Source organism: Mycolicibacterium chengduense (assembly GCF_033741155.1).
Classification (GTDB): Bacteria; Actinomycetota; Actinomycetes; order Mycobacteriales; family Mycobacteriaceae; genus Mycobacterium.
Genome location: NZ_JAWQNH010000003.1, coordinates 149,341 through 166,398, shown reverse-complemented (window position 1 = coordinate 166,398; position 17,058 = coordinate 149,341). Strand labels below are relative to the sequence as shown.

At 67.9% G+C, this 17,058-nt stretch carries 17 protein-coding genes; 6 read left to right on the top strand and 11 right to left on the bottom strand.

Annotation, left to right across the window (positions count from 1 at the left end; all coding sequences use genetic code 11):
• Nucleotides 1–30 precede the first annotated feature (30 nt).
• Nucleotides 31–2,844, top strand: coding sequence for an aconitate hydratase (locus SBI67_RS11235; protein ID WP_318980644.1), 2,814 nt, complete (start codon nucleotides 31–33; stop codon nucleotides 2,842–2,844).
• A gap of 30 nt (nucleotides 2,845–2,874) precedes the next feature.
• Nucleotides 2,875–3,441, top strand: a complete 567-nt coding sequence (locus SBI67_RS11230) for a TetR/AcrR family transcriptional regulator (RefSeq protein ID WP_318980643.1) — start codon at nucleotides 2,875–2,877, stop codon at nucleotides 3,439–3,441.
• Here SBI67_RS11230 and SBI67_RS11225 read toward each other — a convergent pair whose 3' ends face one another.
• The 11 genes from SBI67_RS11225 to SBI67_RS11175 all read right to left on the bottom strand — a co-directional run bounded on the left by SBI67_RS11225 (nucleotide 3,442) and on the right by SBI67_RS11175 (nucleotide 13,009).
• A complete protein-coding gene (locus SBI67_RS11225) occupies nucleotides 3,442–3,630 on the bottom strand; it encodes a helix-turn-helix domain-containing protein (protein WP_318980642.1) in 189 nt (62 codons plus the stop codon).
• Nucleotides 3,631–3,754: 124 nt separating this feature from the next.
• Nucleotides 3,755–5,380, bottom strand: a complete 1,626-nt coding sequence (locus SBI67_RS11220; RefSeq protein ID WP_318980641.1) for an ABC-F family ATP-binding cassette domain-containing protein — start codon at nucleotides 5,378–5,380, stop codon at nucleotides 3,755–3,757.
• A gap of 21 nt (nucleotides 5,381–5,401) precedes the next feature.
• Entirely contained in the window at nucleotides 5,402–6,223 is an 822-nt protein-coding gene (locus tag SBI67_RS11215) for an enoyl-CoA hydratase (protein ID WP_318980640.1), read from the bottom strand.
• 56 nt (nucleotides 6,224–6,279) lie between these two features.
• On the bottom strand, nucleotides 6,280–6,633 hold the full coding sequence (gene trxA, locus SBI67_RS11210) for a thioredoxin (RefSeq protein WP_318980639.1): 354 nt from the start codon (nucleotides 6,631–6,633) through the stop codon (nucleotides 6,280–6,282).
• Between the two features lie 102 nt (nucleotides 6,634–6,735).
• Nucleotides 6,736–7,077 carry a metal-sulfur cluster assembly factor gene (locus tag SBI67_RS11205; protein WP_024453925.1) on the bottom strand — a complete coding sequence of 114 codons (342 nt, stop codon included), beginning with the start codon at nucleotides 7,075–7,077 and terminating at the stop codon, nucleotides 6,736–6,738.
• A complete protein-coding gene (sufU, locus tag SBI67_RS11200) occupies nucleotides 7,074–7,541 on the bottom strand; it encodes a Fe-S cluster assembly sulfur transfer protein SufU (protein WP_318980638.1) in 468 nt (155 codons plus the stop codon). Before sufU ends, SBI67_RS11205 begins: the two co-directional genes overlap by 4 nt.
• Nucleotides 7,542–7,545: 4 nt before the next feature.
• A complete protein-coding gene (locus tag SBI67_RS11195; protein WP_318980637.1) occupies nucleotides 7,546–8,793 on the bottom strand; it encodes a cysteine desulfurase in 1,248 nt (415 codons plus the stop codon).
• 1 nt (nucleotide 8,794) lies between these two features.
• Nucleotides 8,795–9,574 (bottom strand): Fe-S cluster assembly ATPase SufC, encoded by a 780-nt coding sequence (gene sufC / locus SBI67_RS11190; RefSeq protein ID WP_318980636.1) that lies wholly within the window; start codon nucleotides 9,572–9,574, stop codon nucleotides 8,795–8,797.
• The gene (gene sufD / locus SBI67_RS11185) at nucleotides 9,571–10,731 is read right to left on the bottom strand and encodes a Fe-S cluster assembly protein SufD (RefSeq protein ID WP_318980635.1); all 1,161 of its coding nucleotides are present in this window, start codon (nucleotides 10,729–10,731) and stop codon (nucleotides 9,571–9,573) included. The genes sufC and sufD overlap by 4 nt, the downstream gene beginning before the upstream one ends.
• Nucleotides 10,731–12,158: a Fe-S cluster assembly protein SufB gene (gene sufB / locus SBI67_RS11180; protein ID WP_318980634.1), complete on the bottom strand. Its 1,428-nt coding sequence runs from the start codon at nucleotides 12,156–12,158 to the stop codon at nucleotides 10,731–10,733. Before sufB ends, sufD begins: the two co-directional genes overlap by 1 nt.
• Nucleotides 12,155–13,009: a helix-turn-helix transcriptional regulator gene (locus tag SBI67_RS11175; protein WP_318980633.1), complete on the bottom strand. Its 855-nt coding sequence runs from the start codon at nucleotides 13,007–13,009 to the stop codon at nucleotides 12,155–12,157. Before SBI67_RS11175 ends, sufB begins: the two co-directional genes overlap by 4 nt.
• A gap of 24 nt (nucleotides 13,010–13,033) precedes the next feature.
• Between SBI67_RS11175 and mptB the strand changes: the two genes are divergently transcribed.
• Genes mptB through SBI67_RS11155 form a run of 4 tightly spaced genes read left to right on the top strand, consistent with a single transcriptional unit; the run spans nucleotide 13,034 to nucleotide 17,045 of the window.
• Nucleotides 13,034–14,653 carry a polyprenol phosphomannose-dependent alpha 1,6 mannosyltransferase MptB gene (mptB, locus tag SBI67_RS11170; protein ID WP_318980632.1) on the top strand — a complete coding sequence of 540 codons (1,620 nt, stop codon included), beginning with the start codon at nucleotides 13,034–13,036 and terminating at the stop codon, nucleotides 14,651–14,653.
• On the top strand, nucleotides 14,650–15,585 hold the full coding sequence (locus SBI67_RS11165) for an ABC transporter ATP-binding protein (protein ID WP_318980631.1): 936 nt from the start codon (nucleotides 14,650–14,652) through the stop codon (nucleotides 15,583–15,585). The genes mptB and SBI67_RS11165 overlap by 4 nt, the downstream gene beginning before the upstream one ends.
• On the top strand, nucleotides 15,582–16,355 hold the full coding sequence (locus tag SBI67_RS11160) for an ABC transporter permease (protein WP_318980630.1): 774 nt from the start codon (nucleotides 15,582–15,584) through the stop codon (nucleotides 16,353–16,355). The genes SBI67_RS11165 and SBI67_RS11160 overlap by 4 nt, the downstream gene beginning before the upstream one ends.
• A 15-nt stretch (nucleotides 16,356–16,370) precedes the next feature.
• Nucleotides 16,371–17,045: a DUF429 domain-containing protein gene (locus SBI67_RS11155; protein WP_318980629.1), complete on the top strand. Its 675-nt coding sequence runs from the start codon at nucleotides 16,371–16,373 to the stop codon at nucleotides 17,043–17,045.
• The last annotated feature ends 13 nt before the right edge of the window (nucleotides 17,046–17,058 follow it).

The window sequence follows — 17,058 nt, the reverse complement described above, 5'->3', positions numbered from 1 at the left end:
CGTCGCGGCGATGACTAACCGGGAGTTGATGTGACTAGCACAGATTCGGTCAATTCATTTGGAGCCCGCGACACTCTCACCGTCGGGGACAACAGTTACGAGATCTACCGCCTCGACGCGGTACCCGGGACCGAGAAACTGCCCTACAGCCTGAAGGTGCTCGCGGAGAACCTGCTGCGCACCGAAGACGGCGCCAACATCACCAAGGAACACATCGAGGCCATCGCGAACTGGGATCCTTCGGCCGAGCCGAGCATCGAGATCCAGTTCACCCCCGCCCGCGTGCTGATGCAGGACTTCACCGGCGTGCCGTGCATCGTCGACCTGGCCACCATGCGTGAGGCCGTCGCCACCCTCGGCGGCGACCCGAACAAGGTCAACCCGCTGTCCCCCGCCGAGATGGTGATCGACCACTCCGTCATCCTCGACGTCTTCGGCAATGCCGGCGCCTTCGAGCGCAACGTCGAGCTCGAATACGAGCGCAACGGCGAGCGCTACCAGTTCCTGCGCTGGGGCCAGGGCGCCTTCGACGACTTCAAGGTCGTCCCGCCCGGCACCGGCATCGTGCACCAGGTGAACATCGAGTACCTCGCCCGGGTCACCATGGTCCGCGACGGCGTGGCCTACCCCGACACCTGTGTGGGTACCGACAGCCACACCACCATGGAGAACGGCCTCGGCGTGCTGGGCTGGGGCGTCGGCGGTATCGAGGCCGAGGCGGCCATGCTGGGCCAGCCGGTCTCGATGCTCATCCCCCGCGTCGTCGGCTTCAAGCTGACCGGCGAGATCAAGCCGGGCGTCACGGCCACCGACGTGGTCCTCACCGTCACCGACATGCTGCGCAAGCACGGCGTCGTCGGCAAGTTCGTCGAGTTCTACGGCAAGGGTGTGGCCGAGGTGCCGCTGGCCAACCGCGCCACCCTGGGCAACATGAGCCCCGAATTCGGCTCCACCGCAGCCATTTTCCCCATCGACGACGAGACCATCAACTACCTGCGCCTGACCGGCCGCAGCGACGAGCAGCTCGCCCTGGTCGAGGCCTACGCCAAGACGCAGGGCATGTGGCACAACCCGGACTCCGAGCCGGTCTTCTCCGAATACCTGGAGCTGGACCTGTCCACCGTGGTGCCCTCGATCTCCGGTCCCAAGCGTCCGCAGGACCGCATCGAACTCTCCGATGCCAAGAACGCGTTCCGCAAGGACATCCACAACTACGTCGAGGAAAACCACCCGACGCCGGAGACCAAGCTGGACGAGGCCGTCGAGGAGTCCTTCCCCGCCAGCGATCCGGCCACGCTGTCCTTCGCCGACGACGGTGCCGTCGACGTCCGCCCGTCGGCCGCCAACGGAGCCTCGGGCCGGCCGTCCAAGCCGGTCACCGTGCGTTCCGAGGAGCGCGGTGAGTTCGTGCTCGACCACGGCGCCGTCGTGGTCGCGGGCATCACCTCGTGCACCAACACGTCCAACCCGTCGGTCATGATCGGCGCCGCGCTGCTGGCCAAGAAGGCCGTCGAGAAGGGCCTGACCTCCAAGCCCTGGGTCAAGACGAACATGGCACCGGGCAGCCAGGTGGTCACCGACTACTACAACAAGGCCGGCTTGTGGCCGTACCTGGAGAAGCTGGGCTACTACCTGGGTGGCTACGGCTGCACCACCTGCATCGGTAACACCGGTCCGCTGCCCGACGAGATCTCGGCGGCCATCAACGACAACGACCTGTCGGTGACCGCGGTGCTGTCCGGCAACCGCAACTTCGAGGGCCGCATCTCCCCCGACGTGAAGATGAACTACCTGGCCTCGCCGCCGCTGGTGATCGCCTACGGCATCGCGGGCACCATGGACTTCGACTTCGAGACGGACCCACTCGGCCAGGACAGCGACGGCAACGACGTGTTCCTCGCAGATATTTGGCCGTCCGCCGCCGAGATCGAGGAGACGATCGCCAGCTCCATCAACCGGGACATGTTCACCGACTCCTACGCCGACGTGTTCAAGGGCGACGAGCGCTGGCGTTCGCTGCCCACCCCGGAGGGCAACACCTTCGAGTGGGACGAGAAGTCCACCTACGTCCGCAAGGCCCCGTACTTCGAGGGCATGCCCGCCGAGCCGGAGCCGGTCAAGGACATCACCGGCGCCAGAGTGCTTGCCCTGCTGGGGGATTCGGTGACCACCGACCACATCAGCCCGGCGGGTTCGATCAAGCCCGGCACCCCGGCCGCCCAGTACCTCGACGCCAACGGCGTGGAGCGCAAGGACTACAACTCCCTTGGCTCGCGGCGCGGTAACCACGAGGTGATGATCCGCGGCACCTTCGCCAACATCCGCCTCAGGAACCAGCTGCTCGACGATGTCTCGGGCGGCTACACCCGCGACTTCACCCAGCCCGGTGGTCCGCAGGCGTTCATCTACGACGCCTCGGTCAACTACCAGAAGGCCGGCATCCCGCTGGTCGTGCTGGGTGGCAAGGAGTACGGCTCCGGTTCGTCGCGCGACTGGGCGGCCAAGGGCACCACGCTGCTGGGTGTGCGCGCCGTGATCACCGAGTCGTTCGAGCGCATCCACCGCTCGAACCTGATCGGCATGGGCGTCATCCCGCTGCAGTTCCCCGCCGGTGAGTCGGCCGCCAGCCTCAAGCTGGACGGCACCGAGACCTTCGACATCACCGGTATCGAAGAGCTCAACGCCGGCAAGACGCCCAAGACGGTGCACGTCACCGCCACCAAGGAGAATGGTTCCAAGGTGGAGTTCGACGCGGTCGTCCGCATCGACACCCCCGGTGAGGCGGACTACTACCGCAACGGCGGCATCCTGCAGTACGTGCTGCGCAACATGCTGAAGTCCTGAGCCGAAGCTCCCAGGCGATAAGTCAGCGCAGTGCCGAAAGTCACCGACGACCATCTGACGGCGCGCCGGCGCCAGATTCTCGACGGTGCCCGGCGCTGCTTCGCGGAGTACGGATACGAGAAGGCGACCGTGCGACGGCTCGAACACACCATCGGGCTGTCGCGCGGCGCCATCTTCCATCACTTCCGCGACAAGGACACGCTGTTCTTCGAACTGGCCCGCGAGGACGCCGAGCGGATGGCCGAGGTGGCCTCCCGGGAGGGCCTCATCCAGGTGATGCGCGACATGATCGCCGCGCCGGAGCAGTTCGACTGGCTGGCCACCCGGCTGGAGATCGCGCGCAAGCTGCGCAACGATCCGGCCTTCCACGCCGGGTGGGCCGAGCGGTCAGCCGAACTGTCGGCCGCCACCAGTGAGCGGTTGCGGCGGCAGAAACAAGCCGGCCGGCTGCGCGACGACGTCGCCGGTTCGGTGCTGCAGAACTATCTGGACCTGGTGCTCGACGGACTGGTGGCCCGACTGGCATCCGGCGACAGCACCGAAAACCTCAGCGCGGTACTGGACCTCGTCGAGGAGTCGGTGCGCCAGCGCGGCTGATCAGCCGATGCGCCGGTGGTTGGGACCGCCGCGGCTGCGCATGGTGGTGCCGGATTCGCGCAACATGCTGTGTACGGACCCGTACGAGCGGCCGGTCATCGCCACCAGTGACCGGATGCTCGCGCCCCGCTCGTAGGCGGTGCGCAGCTCGGTCAACACCTGGTCTCGGGGCTTGCTGCTTTCGTTCATCAGACGTCTCCCCACTTCTGCGAATGCATCCCGCGGGTACACAGCCTAGGAAGCAGTCAAACGTGCCGGGCCAAATTCGGGAAATGCGTTGCGAACTCAAATAAGTTCGCGCGGCACCGCAAACTCAGGCGAGCTCGATCAGGTCCCGGTACTCGTCGGACCAGAAGTCCTCGGTGCCGTCCGGCAGCAACACCACCCGCTGCGGATCCAGCGCCTCGGCGGCGCCCGGATCGTGGGTCACCAACACCACCGCACCCTCGTAGCTGCGCAGCGCGTCGAGCACCTGCTCACGTGAGGCCGGATCGAGGTTGTTGGTCGGCTCGTCGAGCAACAAGACGTTCGCGGTCGAGGCCACCAGGCCGGCCAGCGCCAACCGGGTCTTCTCGCCACCGGACAACGTCCCGGCCGGCTGGTCCAGCTGTGGACCGGTGAACATGAAGGCGCCCAACAGTCCTCGCAGATCCTGCTCGCCGGTGTCAGGTGCGGCGTGCCGGATGTTCTCCCAGACGGTCGCCCCGTTGTCCAGGGTGTCGTGCTCCTGGGCGAAGTAGCCGATCTTCAATCCGTGGCCGGGATCCAGGCCACCCGCGTCGGGCGTCTCCACGCCGGCGAGCAACCGCAGCAACGTCGTCTTGCCCGCACCGTTGAGACCGAGCACCACCACGCGCGAGCCGCGGTCGATGGCCAGGTCCACCCCGGTGAAGATTTCCAGCGACCCGTAGGTTTTCGTCAATCCTTTGGCAACCAGGGGTGTCTTGCCGCACGGCGCCGGGGTGGGGAACTTGATCCTGGCTACCTTGTCGGCCACCCGTTCGGCGTCGAGCTCGGCGATCATCCGCTCGGCACGACGCAACATGTTCTGGGCGGCAACGGCTTTGGTGGCCTTGGCGCCCATCTTGGCGGCCTGGGCCCGCAGCGCTCCGGCCTTCTTCTCGGCGTTGGCCCGCTCACGACGGCGACGCTGCTCGTCGGTGGCGCGCGCATCGAGGTACTTCTGCCAGCCCATGTTGTAGATATCGGCCTCACCGCGGACCGCGTCCAGGAACCACACCCGGTTGACCACATCGGCCAGCAGGTCGACATCGTGGCTGATGACCACCAGTCCACCGGTGTGGTTTTGCAGGAAGGTGCGCAGCCAGCCGATCGAGTCGGCGTCGAGGTGGTTGGTGGGCTCGTCGAGCAGCAAGGTGGTACCCGAGCCCGAACCCTCGGACGCGGCGAACAGGATGCGGGCCAATTCCACCCGTCGGCGCTGACCGCCGGACAAGGTGCGCAGCGGCTGGGTCAGCACCCGATCGGGCAACCCGAGGCTGGCGCAGATCCGGCCGGCTTCGCTCTCGGCGGCATACCCGCCGAGTGCGGCAAAACGTTCTTCGAGCTGGCCGTAGCGGCGCACCGCCTTGTCCCGGGCGGCGTCGTCGGCGACCTCGGCCATCAGCGTCTGCTGCTTCTCCAGCTCGGACAGCAGGGTGTCCAGGCCGCGGGCGGACAACACCCGATCCCTGGCCAGGACGTCCAGGTCACCCTCGCGGGGGTCCTGGGGCAGGTAACCGACCTCGCTGGTGGCCTCGACCTTGCCGGCATAGGGTTCGCCCTCGCCGGCCAGGATGCGCATGGTGGTGGTCTTGCCCGCGCCGTTGCGTCCGACCAACCCGATCCGGTCGCCGGGCTGCACGCGCAGTGCGGCGCCCTCGATGGACAGCAGTGTGCGCGCCCCGGCGCGGACCTCCAGGTCCGTTGCGGTGATCACGCACCTACCTCCTCGTTCTCGCTATTTGTCGTCGGTGAAGATGGCGGGCCGCTTCTCGGCGCGCGCGGCGACCGCTTCCTCGAAATTGGCGGTGAGCAGGCGCACGAACAGCTGGCCCAGACCTTCGGCCTGCATATGCCCCTCGAGGCTCGCGGCGTCCAGTCCACTCCACAGCGTCCGCTTGGTCAACTCGGTTCCCGGCCGGGAAAACGCCGCGATGCGCTGGGCAATTCCGTAGCAGTATGCCAGCAATTCGTCCTCGGCCACCACTTGCGATACCAGCCCGATCCGTTCGGCCTCGGCCGCGTCGACGTCGCGTCCGGTCAGCATGATCTCGAACGCCCGCGACGCGCCGATGGCCCGCGGCAGCAGGTAGGACAATCCCAGTTCGCTGGCCGTCAGCCCGTTGTTGATGCCGGCGGCCCGGAAGTAGGCACCCGACGCCGCGACCCGGATATCGCAGGCCAGCGCCAAGCACAGGCCACCGCCGATGGCGGCGCCGTTGACGGCGGCGATCACCGGCTGGTGCATGCGGCGCAGCGCCAGGATGACCTCGTCGAGCACCTCCATGGACCGCAAGGCGAACGTCGGCCGGGTCAGCCCGGCCACATGCGGCACCGAGCCCGCCGACTTGTGGTCGGCTCCGGAGGAGAAGCCCCGGCCGGCGCCGGTCAGCACCACCACCCGCACGTCGTTGTCGAACCGCAGCTCATCGAGCACCGCCCGCAGCGGCACCATCACGTCAAAGGCCATCGAGTTCATCCGCTCGGGCCGGTTCAGTGTGACCAGTGCCACGCCGGGATGCGGTCGGTCGACGAGGACGAAGTCGCTGTGATCAGTCACACGTGCACGCTAGCGCGTGCCGGGTGCGTCAGTTCTGTTGCGACGCGATGGCCGCGTCAGTTCTGCTGCGACGCGATGGCCGCGTCGATATCGAACTCTTTGATCTTGGTGATGAGCTCGTCCAGCTGTGCCGGCGCCAGCGCTCCGGACTGCCGGAACACCTGGTGCCCCTTCTTGAACGCCATCAGCGTCGGAATGGCCTGGATCTCGGCGGCCTGCGCCAACTCCGGCTCGGCCTCGGTGTCGACCTTCGCGTGCACCACATCGGGGTGCTTGTCGGCCGAGGCTCCGTAGGTCGGGGCGAAGGCGCGGCACGGACCACACCACGACGCCCAGAAGTCGACGATCACGATCTCGTTGTCGTCGAGGATGCCCTTGAATTCGGCTGCGGTGATGTCTCGTGTACCCACGGTTTTCCTAACGTTTTCCCGGTTGCCGTTGTTCCGTCTGACAACCATTGTCGCCGCCCCGTTCGCGCGGTGCTCGGCGTTGGCCGGAATCGGCCGCGTGCGTCAGACCGTGAAACCGAGCGCCCGCAGCTGCTCGCGGCCGTCGTCGGTGATCTTGTCCGGGCCCCACGGCGGGTTCCACACCCAGTTCAGCTTGATGTCCTTGACCAGGCCGGCCCCGATCAGCGCGGTGCGGGTTTGGTCCTCGATCACATCGGTGAGCGGGCAGGCCGCCGAGGTCAGCGTCATGTCGATCAGCGCGACCTTGCCGGCCTCCCCGTCCTCCAGGTTCAGCCCGTACACCAGGCCGAGGTCCACGACGTTGATGCCCAGCTCGGGGTCGACCACATCGCGCATCGCTTCTTCGACGTCGGCCAGCAACAGTTCTTCGGTCTGATCACTCATCGTTTCTCCTCCACGTCGAAAACACCGTCGCTGGCTTGCGCCACGGCATCTTTGAAAGCCATCCAGCCCAGCAGGGCGCACTTCACCCGGGCCGGGTAGCGGGAAACCCCGGCGAATGCGATGCCGTCGCCCAACACATCCTCGTCACCTTCGACATTGCCGCGGGACGAGATCATCTCCGTGAACGCCGCGACGGTCTTGAGCGCATCGCCGACGGTCTGGCCGATCACCTGGTCGGTGAGCACCGACGTCGAGGCCTGACTGATGGAACATCCCTGGCCGTCATAGGAGATGTCGTCGACGGTCTCGCCGTCCTCGGACAGCCGCACCCGCAGCGTCACCTCGTCACCACAGGTGGGGTTGACGTGGTAGACCTGCGCACCGAACGGCTCCCGCAGCCCGCGGTGGTGCGGATGCTTGTAGTGGTCCAGGATGACTTCCTGGTACATCTGTTCCAGTCGCACGCCGTCACGCCCCGAAGAACTCGATGGCCCGTTTCACGCCCGCCACCAGGCTATCGACCTCGTCGAGCGTGTTGTAAACCGCGAAGGACGCCCGCGCGGTCGCGGCGATGCCGAACCGGCGGTGCAGCGGCCAGGCGCAGTGGTGGCCCACCCGCACGGCCACGCCCTCGTCGTCGAGCACCTGCCCGACGTCGTGGGCGTGCACCCCGTCGACGACGAAGCTCACCGGCGATCCGCGGTGGTCCAGCGTGGTGGGGCCGATGATCCGCACACCGGGGATGGCGCCCAGCCCGTCGAGCGCCGCCGCCACCAGGTCGTTCTCGTGGGCGTGCACCGCCGGCATGCCCAGCGCGCCGAGATAGCGTGCGGCCGCGGCCAATCCGACCACCTGGGAGGTCATCGGGGTGCCCGCCTCGAACCGCTGCGGCGCAGCGGCGTAGGTGGTGGCCGCCATGGTGACGGTCTCGATCATCGAACCGCCGGTGATGAACGGCGGCATCGCATTGAGCAACGCGCGCCGCCCGTAGAGCACGCCGATGCCGGTCGGACCGAGCATCTTGTGACCGGAGAAGGCCGCATAGTCGACGTCCAGGGCGTGGAAATCCACCGGCTGATGGGGCACGGACTGGCAGGCATCCAGCACCGTCAGTGCGCCGACGGCCTTGGCCCGCGACACCAGTTCCGAGACCGGTGCGATCGCCCCGGTGACATTCGAATGATGGCTGAAGGCAACGACTTTGACCCGCTCGTCGAGCTCGAGCGAATCCAGGTCGATACGTCCGTCGGCGGTGACGCCATACCAGCGCAGCGTCGCGCCGGTGCGCTGCGCCAGCTCCTGCCAGGGAATCAGGTTGGCGTGGTGCTCCAGCTCGGTGGTGACGATGACATCGCCCGGCCCGACCGCGCGGTCGAACCGCCGGTCCCCCAGCGTGTACGCCACCAGGTTCAGCGATTCGGTGGCGTTCTTGGTGAACACCAGCTCGTCATCGTCGGCACCGACGAAGGCCGCGATATCGGCGCGGCCCTGCTCGTAGGCGTCGGTCGACTCCTCCATCAGCTGGTGCGCGCCGCGGTGCACCGCGCCGTTGGAGGTGGTCAGGAAGTCACGTTCGGCATCGAGCACCTGCAGGGGCTTCTGCGATGTCGCACCGGAATCCAAATAGGCCAACTGGTTTCCGCCGCGCATCACCCGGCTCAGGATCGGAAAGTCAGATCTGATCCTGGTCACATCCAGATCGACTGACGCCGTCATGTCAGGCGCCAGCGTGTGCCTGATCGGAGGCCTGGGTGAAGCGCTCATAGCCGTTCTCTTCCAGCTCATCGGCCAGTTCCGGGCCGCCCGAGGTGACGATGCGCCCGTCGAAGAAGACGTGCACGAACTGCGGCTTGATGTAGCGCAGGATGCGGGTGTAGTGCGTGATCAGCAGGACGCCGCCGTTCTCGGCTTCCTTATAGCGGTTCACGCCTTCGCTCACGATGCGCAGCGCGTCGACGTCCAGACCGGAGTCGGTCTCGTCCAGGATGGCGATCTTCGGCTTGAGCAGACCCAGCTGCAAGATCTCGTGGCGCTTCTTCTCACCACCGGAGAAGCCCTCGTTGACGCTGCGCTCACCGAATGCCGGGTCGATGTCCAGATCCGACATGGCGGCCTTGACCTCTTTGACCCAGTGCCGCAGCTTCGGCGCCTCGCCGCGGACGGCGCTCGCGGCGGTGCGCAGGAAGTTCGACATCGACACACCGGGCACCTCGACCGGGTACTGCATGGCCAGGAACAGCCCCGCGCGTGCGCGTTCGTCGATGCTCATCTCCAACACGTCGGCGCCGTCCAGGGTGATCGAGCCCGACGTGACGGTGTACTTGGGATGGCCGGCGATGGCGTAGGACAGCGTCGACTTACCGGAGCCGTTGGGGCCCATCACCGCGTGTGTCTCACCGGATTTCACGGTGAGGTTGACGCCCTTGAGGATCGGGATCTCCTGCCCGTCCGGGGCGTTGACGCTGACGTGCAGGTCGGTGATGGCGAGGGTGGTCATGAGTGGGTGTTTCCTTCGGTCAGTTCAAGTTCGTGTTCGATGGCTGCGGTGAGGCGGTCACGGACCGCGGGCACGGAGATCTTCTGGATCAGTTCGCCGAAGAAGCCGCGCACCACCAGCCGGCGGGCCTGATCCTCGGGGATACCGCGGGCCCGCAGGTAGAACAGCTGCTCGTCGTCGAAGCGCCCGGTGGCGCTGGCATGGCCGGCGCCGAGGATCTCGCCGGTCTCGATCTCCAGGTTGGGCACCGAGTCCGCGCGGGCGCCGTCGGTCAGCACCAGGTTGCGGTTGACCTCGTAGGTGTCGGTCCCGGTGGCCTCGGCGCGGATCAGCACGTCGCCCACCCAGACGGTATGGGTGTCGGGCTTGTCGGTGGACGGATCCCCTTGCAGCGCGCCCTTGTACGTGACGTGCGAACGACAGTTGGGCTGGGCATGGTCGACCAGCAGCCGGGACTCCAGGTGTTGGCCGTCGTCGGCGAAGTACAGCCCGAGCAGTTCGGCGTCGCCGCCGGGCGCATCGAAGCGCACCCGCCCGGTCAGCCGGGCGATCTCGGCGCCCAGGGTGACGTTGAAGTGGCGGAACACCGCGTCCTTGCCGAGCGCGGCGTGATGCATGGTGACGTGCACGGCGTCGTCGGCCCAGTCGGCGATCGACACCACCTTGAGCTGCGCGCCGGCGCCGAGCACGAATTCGACGTTGTCGGCGTAGGTTCCGCTGCCGCGGTGGTCGATCACCACCACTGCCTCGCCCAGTTGCTCGACGCGGATCTGCAGGTGCCCGTAGGCGGTCGCACCCGCGCCGGGCCCGCTGACGGTGATCTCGACCGGCTCGTCCACCACCGTGTTGCGCCCGACCGTCACCACCGTCGCCTGCGAGAACGACGAGAACGCTTGGGCGGCAACCCGATCAGCGGGCACGCCGCCCTGGCCGAGCCGCTCGTCGCCGCGCTGGACGGTCTCGACGGTGACGCCGGGGCGCTCGGTGACCTCGATCACCGCGCTGCCGTCGGCGGCCGCGGTGCCGTTGTGCAGCCCGCGCAGCCGCTTGAGCGGGGTGAACCGCCAGATCTCGTCGCGGCCGGCCGGCACCTCGAAGGCGTCGACGTCGAACGACGTGAACGCCTCGCCCTTGGTTGCTTCCAGAGCGACATCCATCAGCCGACCGCGCCTTCCATTTGCAGCTCGATGAGCCGGTTCAGTTCCAGGGCGTACTCCATGGGCAGTTCCTTGGCGATCGGCTCGACGAAACCACGCACCACCATCGCCATCGCCTCGTCCTCGGTCAGCCCACGGCTCATCAGGTAGAACAGCTGGTCCTCGCTGACCTTGGACACCGTCGCCTCGTGGCCCATCGTGACGTCGTCCTCGCGGATGTCGACGTAGGGATAGGTGTCGCTGCGGCTGATCGTGTCGACCAGCAGCGCGTCACATTTCACGCTGGATTTCGAGCCGTGCGCTCCCTTGTTGACCTGGATCAGGCCGCGGTAGGACGCGCGCCCGCCGCCGCGGGCCACCGACTTGGACACGATGTTGCTCGACGTGTGCGGCGCCAGGTGCAGCATCTTGGCTCCGGTGTCCTGGTGCTGCCCCTCGCCGGCGAACGCCACCGACAGCACCTCACCCTTGGCGTGCTCACCGGTCATCCAGACCGCCGGGTACTTCATGGTGACCTTGGAGCCGATATTGCCGTCGATCCACTCCATGGTGGCGCCGGCCTCGGCCCTGGCCCGCTTGGTGACCAGGTTGTAGACATTGTTCGACCAGTTCTGGATGGTCGTGTACCGAACGCGCGCACCGGGTTTCACCACGATTTCGACCACGGCGGAGTGCAGCGAGTCACTCTTGTAGATCGGCGCCGTGCAGCCCTCCACGTAGTGCACGTAGGAGCCCTCGTCGGCGATGATCAGGGTGCGCTCGAACTGGCCCATGTTCTCGGTGTTGATCCGGAAATAGGCCTGTAGCGGGATGTCGACGTGCACACCCGGCGGAACGTAGATGAACGAGCCACCCGACCAGACCGCGGTGTTCAGGGCGGAGAACTTGTTGTCGCCGGCCGGGATCACTGTGCCGAAGTACTGCTTGAAGATCTCCGGGTGCTCACGCAGGCCGGAATCGGTGTCCAGGAAGATGACGCCCTGGGCTTCCAGGTCCTCGCGGATCTGGTGGTAGACCACCTCGGACTCGTACTGGGCGGCCACGCCGGCGACCAGTCGCTGCTTCTCCGCTTCCGGGATGCCGAGCCGGTCGTAGGTGTTGCGGATGTCCTCGGGCAGTTCCTCCCAGGACGCGGCCTGCTTCTCGGTGGACCGCACGAAGTACTTGATGTTGTCGAAATCGATGCCCCCGAGGTTGGAGCCCCAGTGCGGCATGGGCTTCTTGTCGAAGGTGCGCAGTGCCTTCAGCCGGATGTCGAGCATCCACTCGGGCTCGTTCTTCTTGGCCGAGATATCCCGCACGACGGCCTCGGACAGGCCTCGCTGGGCGCTGGCGCCGGCGGTGTCGCTGTCCGACCAGCCGTAGCCGTACTTGCCCAGGGACGCAATGGTCTCCTCCTGGGTCAGCTGTTCCGGGGTGAGGGTCACTGCGACACTCCTTGTGTGGTGGTGGATTCGGCTCGGGCTGCGGGCCGAACTGACGCGGGCCCTTCGGACCCCAGTGGAACGTGGGTGGTGCAGGCGCAGTCGCCGTTGACGATGGTGGCGAGCCGCTGCACATGGGTGCCCAGGATCTCGGCGAAGGCCTGCCGTTCGGCATCGCACAACTCCGGGAACTCCTCGGCCACATGCGATACCGGGCAATGATGCTGGCAGATCTGCACACCCGACAGCGGACCGGCCACCGGTGTCGTGGTGGTTCGGTACCCGGCCTTGGTGAGCGCGGCGGCCATCCGGTCGGCCGTCTCGGCCACGTCGTCGGTGTGCGGAGCGGTCACCACCTCGGCGAGGATGCCGTCGATGCGGCGCCGGGCGAAGGTCTGCACCGCCTCGTCGCCGCCGATCTCACGCAACTGCCGCATGGCGGCTGCGGCCAGATCGTCGTAGGCGTGATGGAGCTTGGCGCGCCCGGCGGCGGTGATCCGGTACCGCTTGGCGGGCCGGCCACGGCCGTTGTGCTGCCACGCGGCGGCGGCACTGGCCTGGGCGTCCCCCGCCTCGATCAACGCGTCGAGGTGACGGCGCACGCCGGTGACCGAGATACCCAGCCGGTCGCCGATGTCGCCGGCGGTGACGGGGCCTTCCAGCAGCAACTGCACGATGGCGCTGCGGGTATCACCCTCAGGGGTCGGGCCGTCGGGGGTGATGTGAGGATCCGACAGGGCCGCGGGCGCGGCCGAAGCCACGCCAGAGACCTCCGGATTTAATTTCACAACACTATTGTGTCGGAATTCGACCTGCGGTTCCAGCAAGGGCACCCTAACTGTGCAGGAGCTCACCGGGCCACCGTCTACGCTGCTGGGATGACCGCGCTCGGGTCCTTCAGTTCGGCGGTCGCCCGATGGCATGCCGACGAGCGGACCGTTGGCTCCCCGCTCAACGACGCAGAAGTCGTCGCGCTGCGTCGTACCAGGGTTTTCGGCGCGACCGGCACCGTTCTCATGGCCATCGGCGCCCTCGGCGCCGGCGCCCGGCCCGTCGTTCAGGATCCGACCTTCGGCGTGCGGCTGCTGAACCTGCCGTCGCGCATCCAGACCGTATCCCTGACCATGACCACCACCGGCGCGGTGATGATGACGCTGGCCTGGCTGATGCTGGGCCGGTTCGCGCTGGGGCCGCGCCGGATGTCACGCAGCCAGCTGGACCGCACGCTGTTGCTCTGGGCGCTGCCGTTGCTCATCGCCCCGCCGATGTACAGCAAGGATGTGTACTCCTACCTGGCCCAGAGCCAGATCGCCCGCATCGGGCTGGACCCGTACAAGGTCGGTCCCGCCCCCGGGCTCGGCCTGGACCACGTGTTCACGCTGTCGGTGCCCAGCCTGTGGCGCGATACGCCTGCGCCCTACGGTCCGCTGTTCCTGTGGATCGGCCGCGGCATCTCCGCGCTCACCGGCGAGGACATCGTCGCGGCGGTGCTATGCCACCGCCTGGTGGTGCTGCTCGGCGTCGGACTGATCGTGTGGGCCACGCCCCGGCTGGCACAGCGCTGCGGGGTGGCCGAGGTGAGTGCGCTGTGGCTGGGTCCGTGCAACCCGCTGCTGTTCATGCATCTGGTGGCCGGCATCCACAACGAGGCACCCATGCTCGGATTGATGCTGGCGGGAACCGAATTCGCGCTGCGCGGCATCGACGGGGTGCGGGCCGGGGTCTGGCGGGTGCCCCCCAAACCGCTGGGCATGCTGGTCTTGGGCACCGTGCTGATCGCGTTGTCCTCGCAGATCAAACTGCCGTCCTTGTTGGCCGTCGGCTTCGTCGGCATGGCGCTGGCCTGGCGCTGGGGCGGCACCGTCAAGGCGTTCTTGGCGGCCAGCTGCTCGCTGGGCACCATCTCGCTGATCGTCATGGCGGTGATCGGCTGGGCCAGCGGCCTGGGGTTCGGCTGGCTGTTCACCCTGGGCACCGCCAACGTGGTGCGGTCCTGGATGTCCCCGCCGACCCTGATCGCGCTGGGCACCGGCCAGGTGGGCATCCTGCTGGGGCTGGGCGACCACACCACGGCCGTGCTGGGCCTGACCCGTGGTATCGGTGTGATCATCATCGCAATCCTGGTGACCTGGCTGTTGTTGGCCGTGTTCCGGGGCCGACTGCATCCCGTGGGTGGACTCGGGGTAGCCCTCGGCGCCACCGTGCTGCTCTTCCCGGTGGTGCAGCCGTGGTACCTGCTGTGGGCCATCATCCCGCTGGCCACCTGGGCCACCCGGCCCGGATTCCGCGGTGCGACCATCGCGATCACCCTGGTGGTGGGCATCTTCGGCCCGACCGCCAACGGCGACCGGTTCGCGCTCTTCCAGATCCTGGACGCCACCCTGGCCAGCACGGTGATCGTGCTGGCGCTGATCGCGCTGACCTGGCGCCGCCTGCCGTGGCGCGCCCTGCCCGGCGCACCCGTGGTCAGGTCCGCCGCTTACGCTGAATCCCCGTGACCACCGCTTCTGCCGCCACCCCGGTGCGCCTGCGCGGCGTGACCAAGCGCTACGGGGCCACCACCGCGGTCTCCGAACTGGACCTCGACGTCCACCGCGCCGAGGTGCTGGCCCTGCTGGGCCCCAACGGCGCGGGCAAGACCACCACGGTGGAGATGTGTGAGGGATTCCTGCGGCCGGACGCGGGCAGCATCGAGATCCTGGGTCTGGATCCAGCCGCCGAGAACAGCCGGGTCCGGGAACGCATCGGGGTGATGTTGCAGGGTGGCGGCGGTTATCCGGCCGCCCGGGCCGGTGAGATGCTCGACCTGGTCGCCTCCTATGCCGCCCACCCGCTGGATCCGCGGTGGTTGATGGACACCCTCGGGCTGACCGACGCCGCCCGCACCACCTATCGCCGGCTCTCCGGCGGGCAGCAGCAACGCCTGGCGTTGGCCTGCGCCGTGGTGGGCCGCCCGGAGCTGGTGTTCCTGGACGAGCCGACCGCCGGGATGGACGCGCACGCCCGCATCGTGGTGTGGGAGCTGATCGACGCGCTGCGCCGCGACGGTGTCACCGTCGTGCTGACCACCCACCAGCTGACCGAGGCCGAGGAACTGGCCGACCGGCTGGTGATCATCGACCACGGCAAGACCGTCGCCGCCGGCACCCCGGCCGAGCTGATGCGCAGCGGCGCGGAGAACCAGTTGCGGTTCAGCGCACCACCCAAACTGGACCTGACGCTGTTGGTGTCGGCCCTGCCCGAGACCTACCGCGCCTCCGAGGCAGCCCCCGGCGAGTACCTGGTGGAAGGCCATATCGATCCACAGGTGCTGGCGACCGTCACCGCGTGGTGCGCCCGGCTCGACGTGCTGGCCACCGATATGCGCGTCGAACAGCGCAGCCTCGAGGACGTCTTCCTCGACCTGACCGGACGGGAGCTGCGTTCGTGACCAACCGCTTCGCCGCAGGCACCTTTGCCCCCGACCCGCGCCCGGCGGGTGTGCGCCAGATGCTCACCGCCCAGTACGGGCTGGAACTCAAACTGCTGCTGCGCAATGGTGAGCAGCTGCTGCTGACCATGTTCATCCCGATCACCCTGCTTATCGGGCTGACGCTGATGCCGCTGGGCTCGTTCGGCACCGACCGGGCGGCGACGTTCGCGCCGGCCATCATGGCGCTGGCCATCATCTCCACGGCGTTCACCGGGCAGGCCATCGCGGTGGCCTTCGACCGTCGCTACGGCGCCCTCAAACGCCTCGGCGCCACGGCCCTTCCGGTGTGGGGCATCATCGCCGGTAAGTCACTGGCCGTCGTGACCGTGGTGTTCCTGCAGTCGATCCTGTTGGGCGCCATCGGGATTGCCCTGGGCTGGCGGCCCGCGGTGCTGGGCCTGCTGCTCGGCGCGGTGGTCATCGCGCTGGGTACCGCGTCGTTCGCCGCACTGGGCCTGCTGCTCGGCGGGACCCTGAAAGCCGAGATCGTGCTGGCGGTGGGCAACCTGGCGTGGTTCGTGTTCGCCGGCCTGGGCGCCCTGACGCTGGAGGGCGGGTTGGTGCCGCATACCGTCGCCTGGGTCGCCCGACTCACCCCCTCTGGTGCGCTCACCGAGGCGCTGACCCAGGCGATGGCGCTGTCGGTGGACTGGTTCGGCATCGTCGTGTTGGCGGTGTGGGGCGGTGTCGCCGGATTGTGCGCCCTGCGCTGGTTCCGCTTCACCTAGACCGTGGGTCCGGTCGTGACGGTCGCCGGTGTCGACGCGTGCCGTGGCGGCTGGGTGGGTGTGGTGCTGCGCGACGGCGCCTTCGCCGGCATCCACGTCACCGAACGACTCGCCGACCTGGTCGCGCGGTTCGGCGTCGTCGCCGCTGTCGGGGTGGACATCCCGCTGGGGTTGATGGAATCCGGGCCGCGCGGCACCGATACCGCCGCCCGTGCGCTACTCGGCAGCCGCCGATCCACCATCTTCGAGATCGCGCCGCGACCGTGCTGGGAGCAACCCGATCACGCCGCGGCCAGTGCGTTGAGCCGCCGCCTGATGGGCAAGGGCATGAGCATCCAGTCCTGGGGGCTGAAGGCCAAGCTGCTGGATGCCAACGCACTGCACGACCGACAGGCCGCACCGCTGTGGGAGGTGCACCCGGAACTGTCGTTCCAGCAGATGGGCCTGCAGTTCGCCGACGGCGCCAAGAAGACCTGGCGCGGGCAGCGGGCCAGGCTGCGGGTGCTGGCCGCCAACGGTATCGACGTGCCGGAGGATCTGGGCGTGGCGGCGCGAGTGCCCGCCGACGATGTCCTGGATGCGGCGGCGGTGGCGTGGAGCGCCGCCCGGATCGCGGCAGGCCAGGCGTACAGCGTGCCCGACCCGCCACGGGTCAACGAGCGGGGCCAGCGAGTCGCGATCTGGTGTTGAGCAGCCCCTACTA

Bases quoted from the DNA above. Each gene is read 5' to 3' on its own strand.
- SBI67_RS11225 (WP_318980642.1), bottom strand. From the start codon at position 3,630: ATGAACGAAAGCAGCAAGCCCCGAGACCAGGTGTTGACCGAGCTGCGC.
- SBI67_RS11205 (WP_024453925.1), bottom strand. From the start codon at position 7,077: ATGAGTGATCAGACCGAAGAACTGTTGCTGGCCGACGTCGAAGAAGCG.
- SBI67_RS11195 (WP_318980637.1), bottom strand. From the start codon at position 8,793: ATGACGGCGTCAGTCGATCTGGATGTGACCAGGATCAGATCTGACTTT.
- sufC (WP_318980636.1), bottom strand. From the start codon at position 9,574: ATGACCACCCTCGCCATCACCGACCTGCACGTCAGCGTCAACGCCCCG.
- sufD (WP_318980635.1), bottom strand. From the start codon at position 10,731: ATGGATGTCGCTCTGGAAGCAACCAAGGGCGAGGCGTTCACGTCGTTC.
- mptB (WP_318980632.1), top strand. From the start codon at position 13,034: ATGACCGCGCTCGGGTCCTTCAGTTCGGCGGTCGCCCGATGGCATGCC.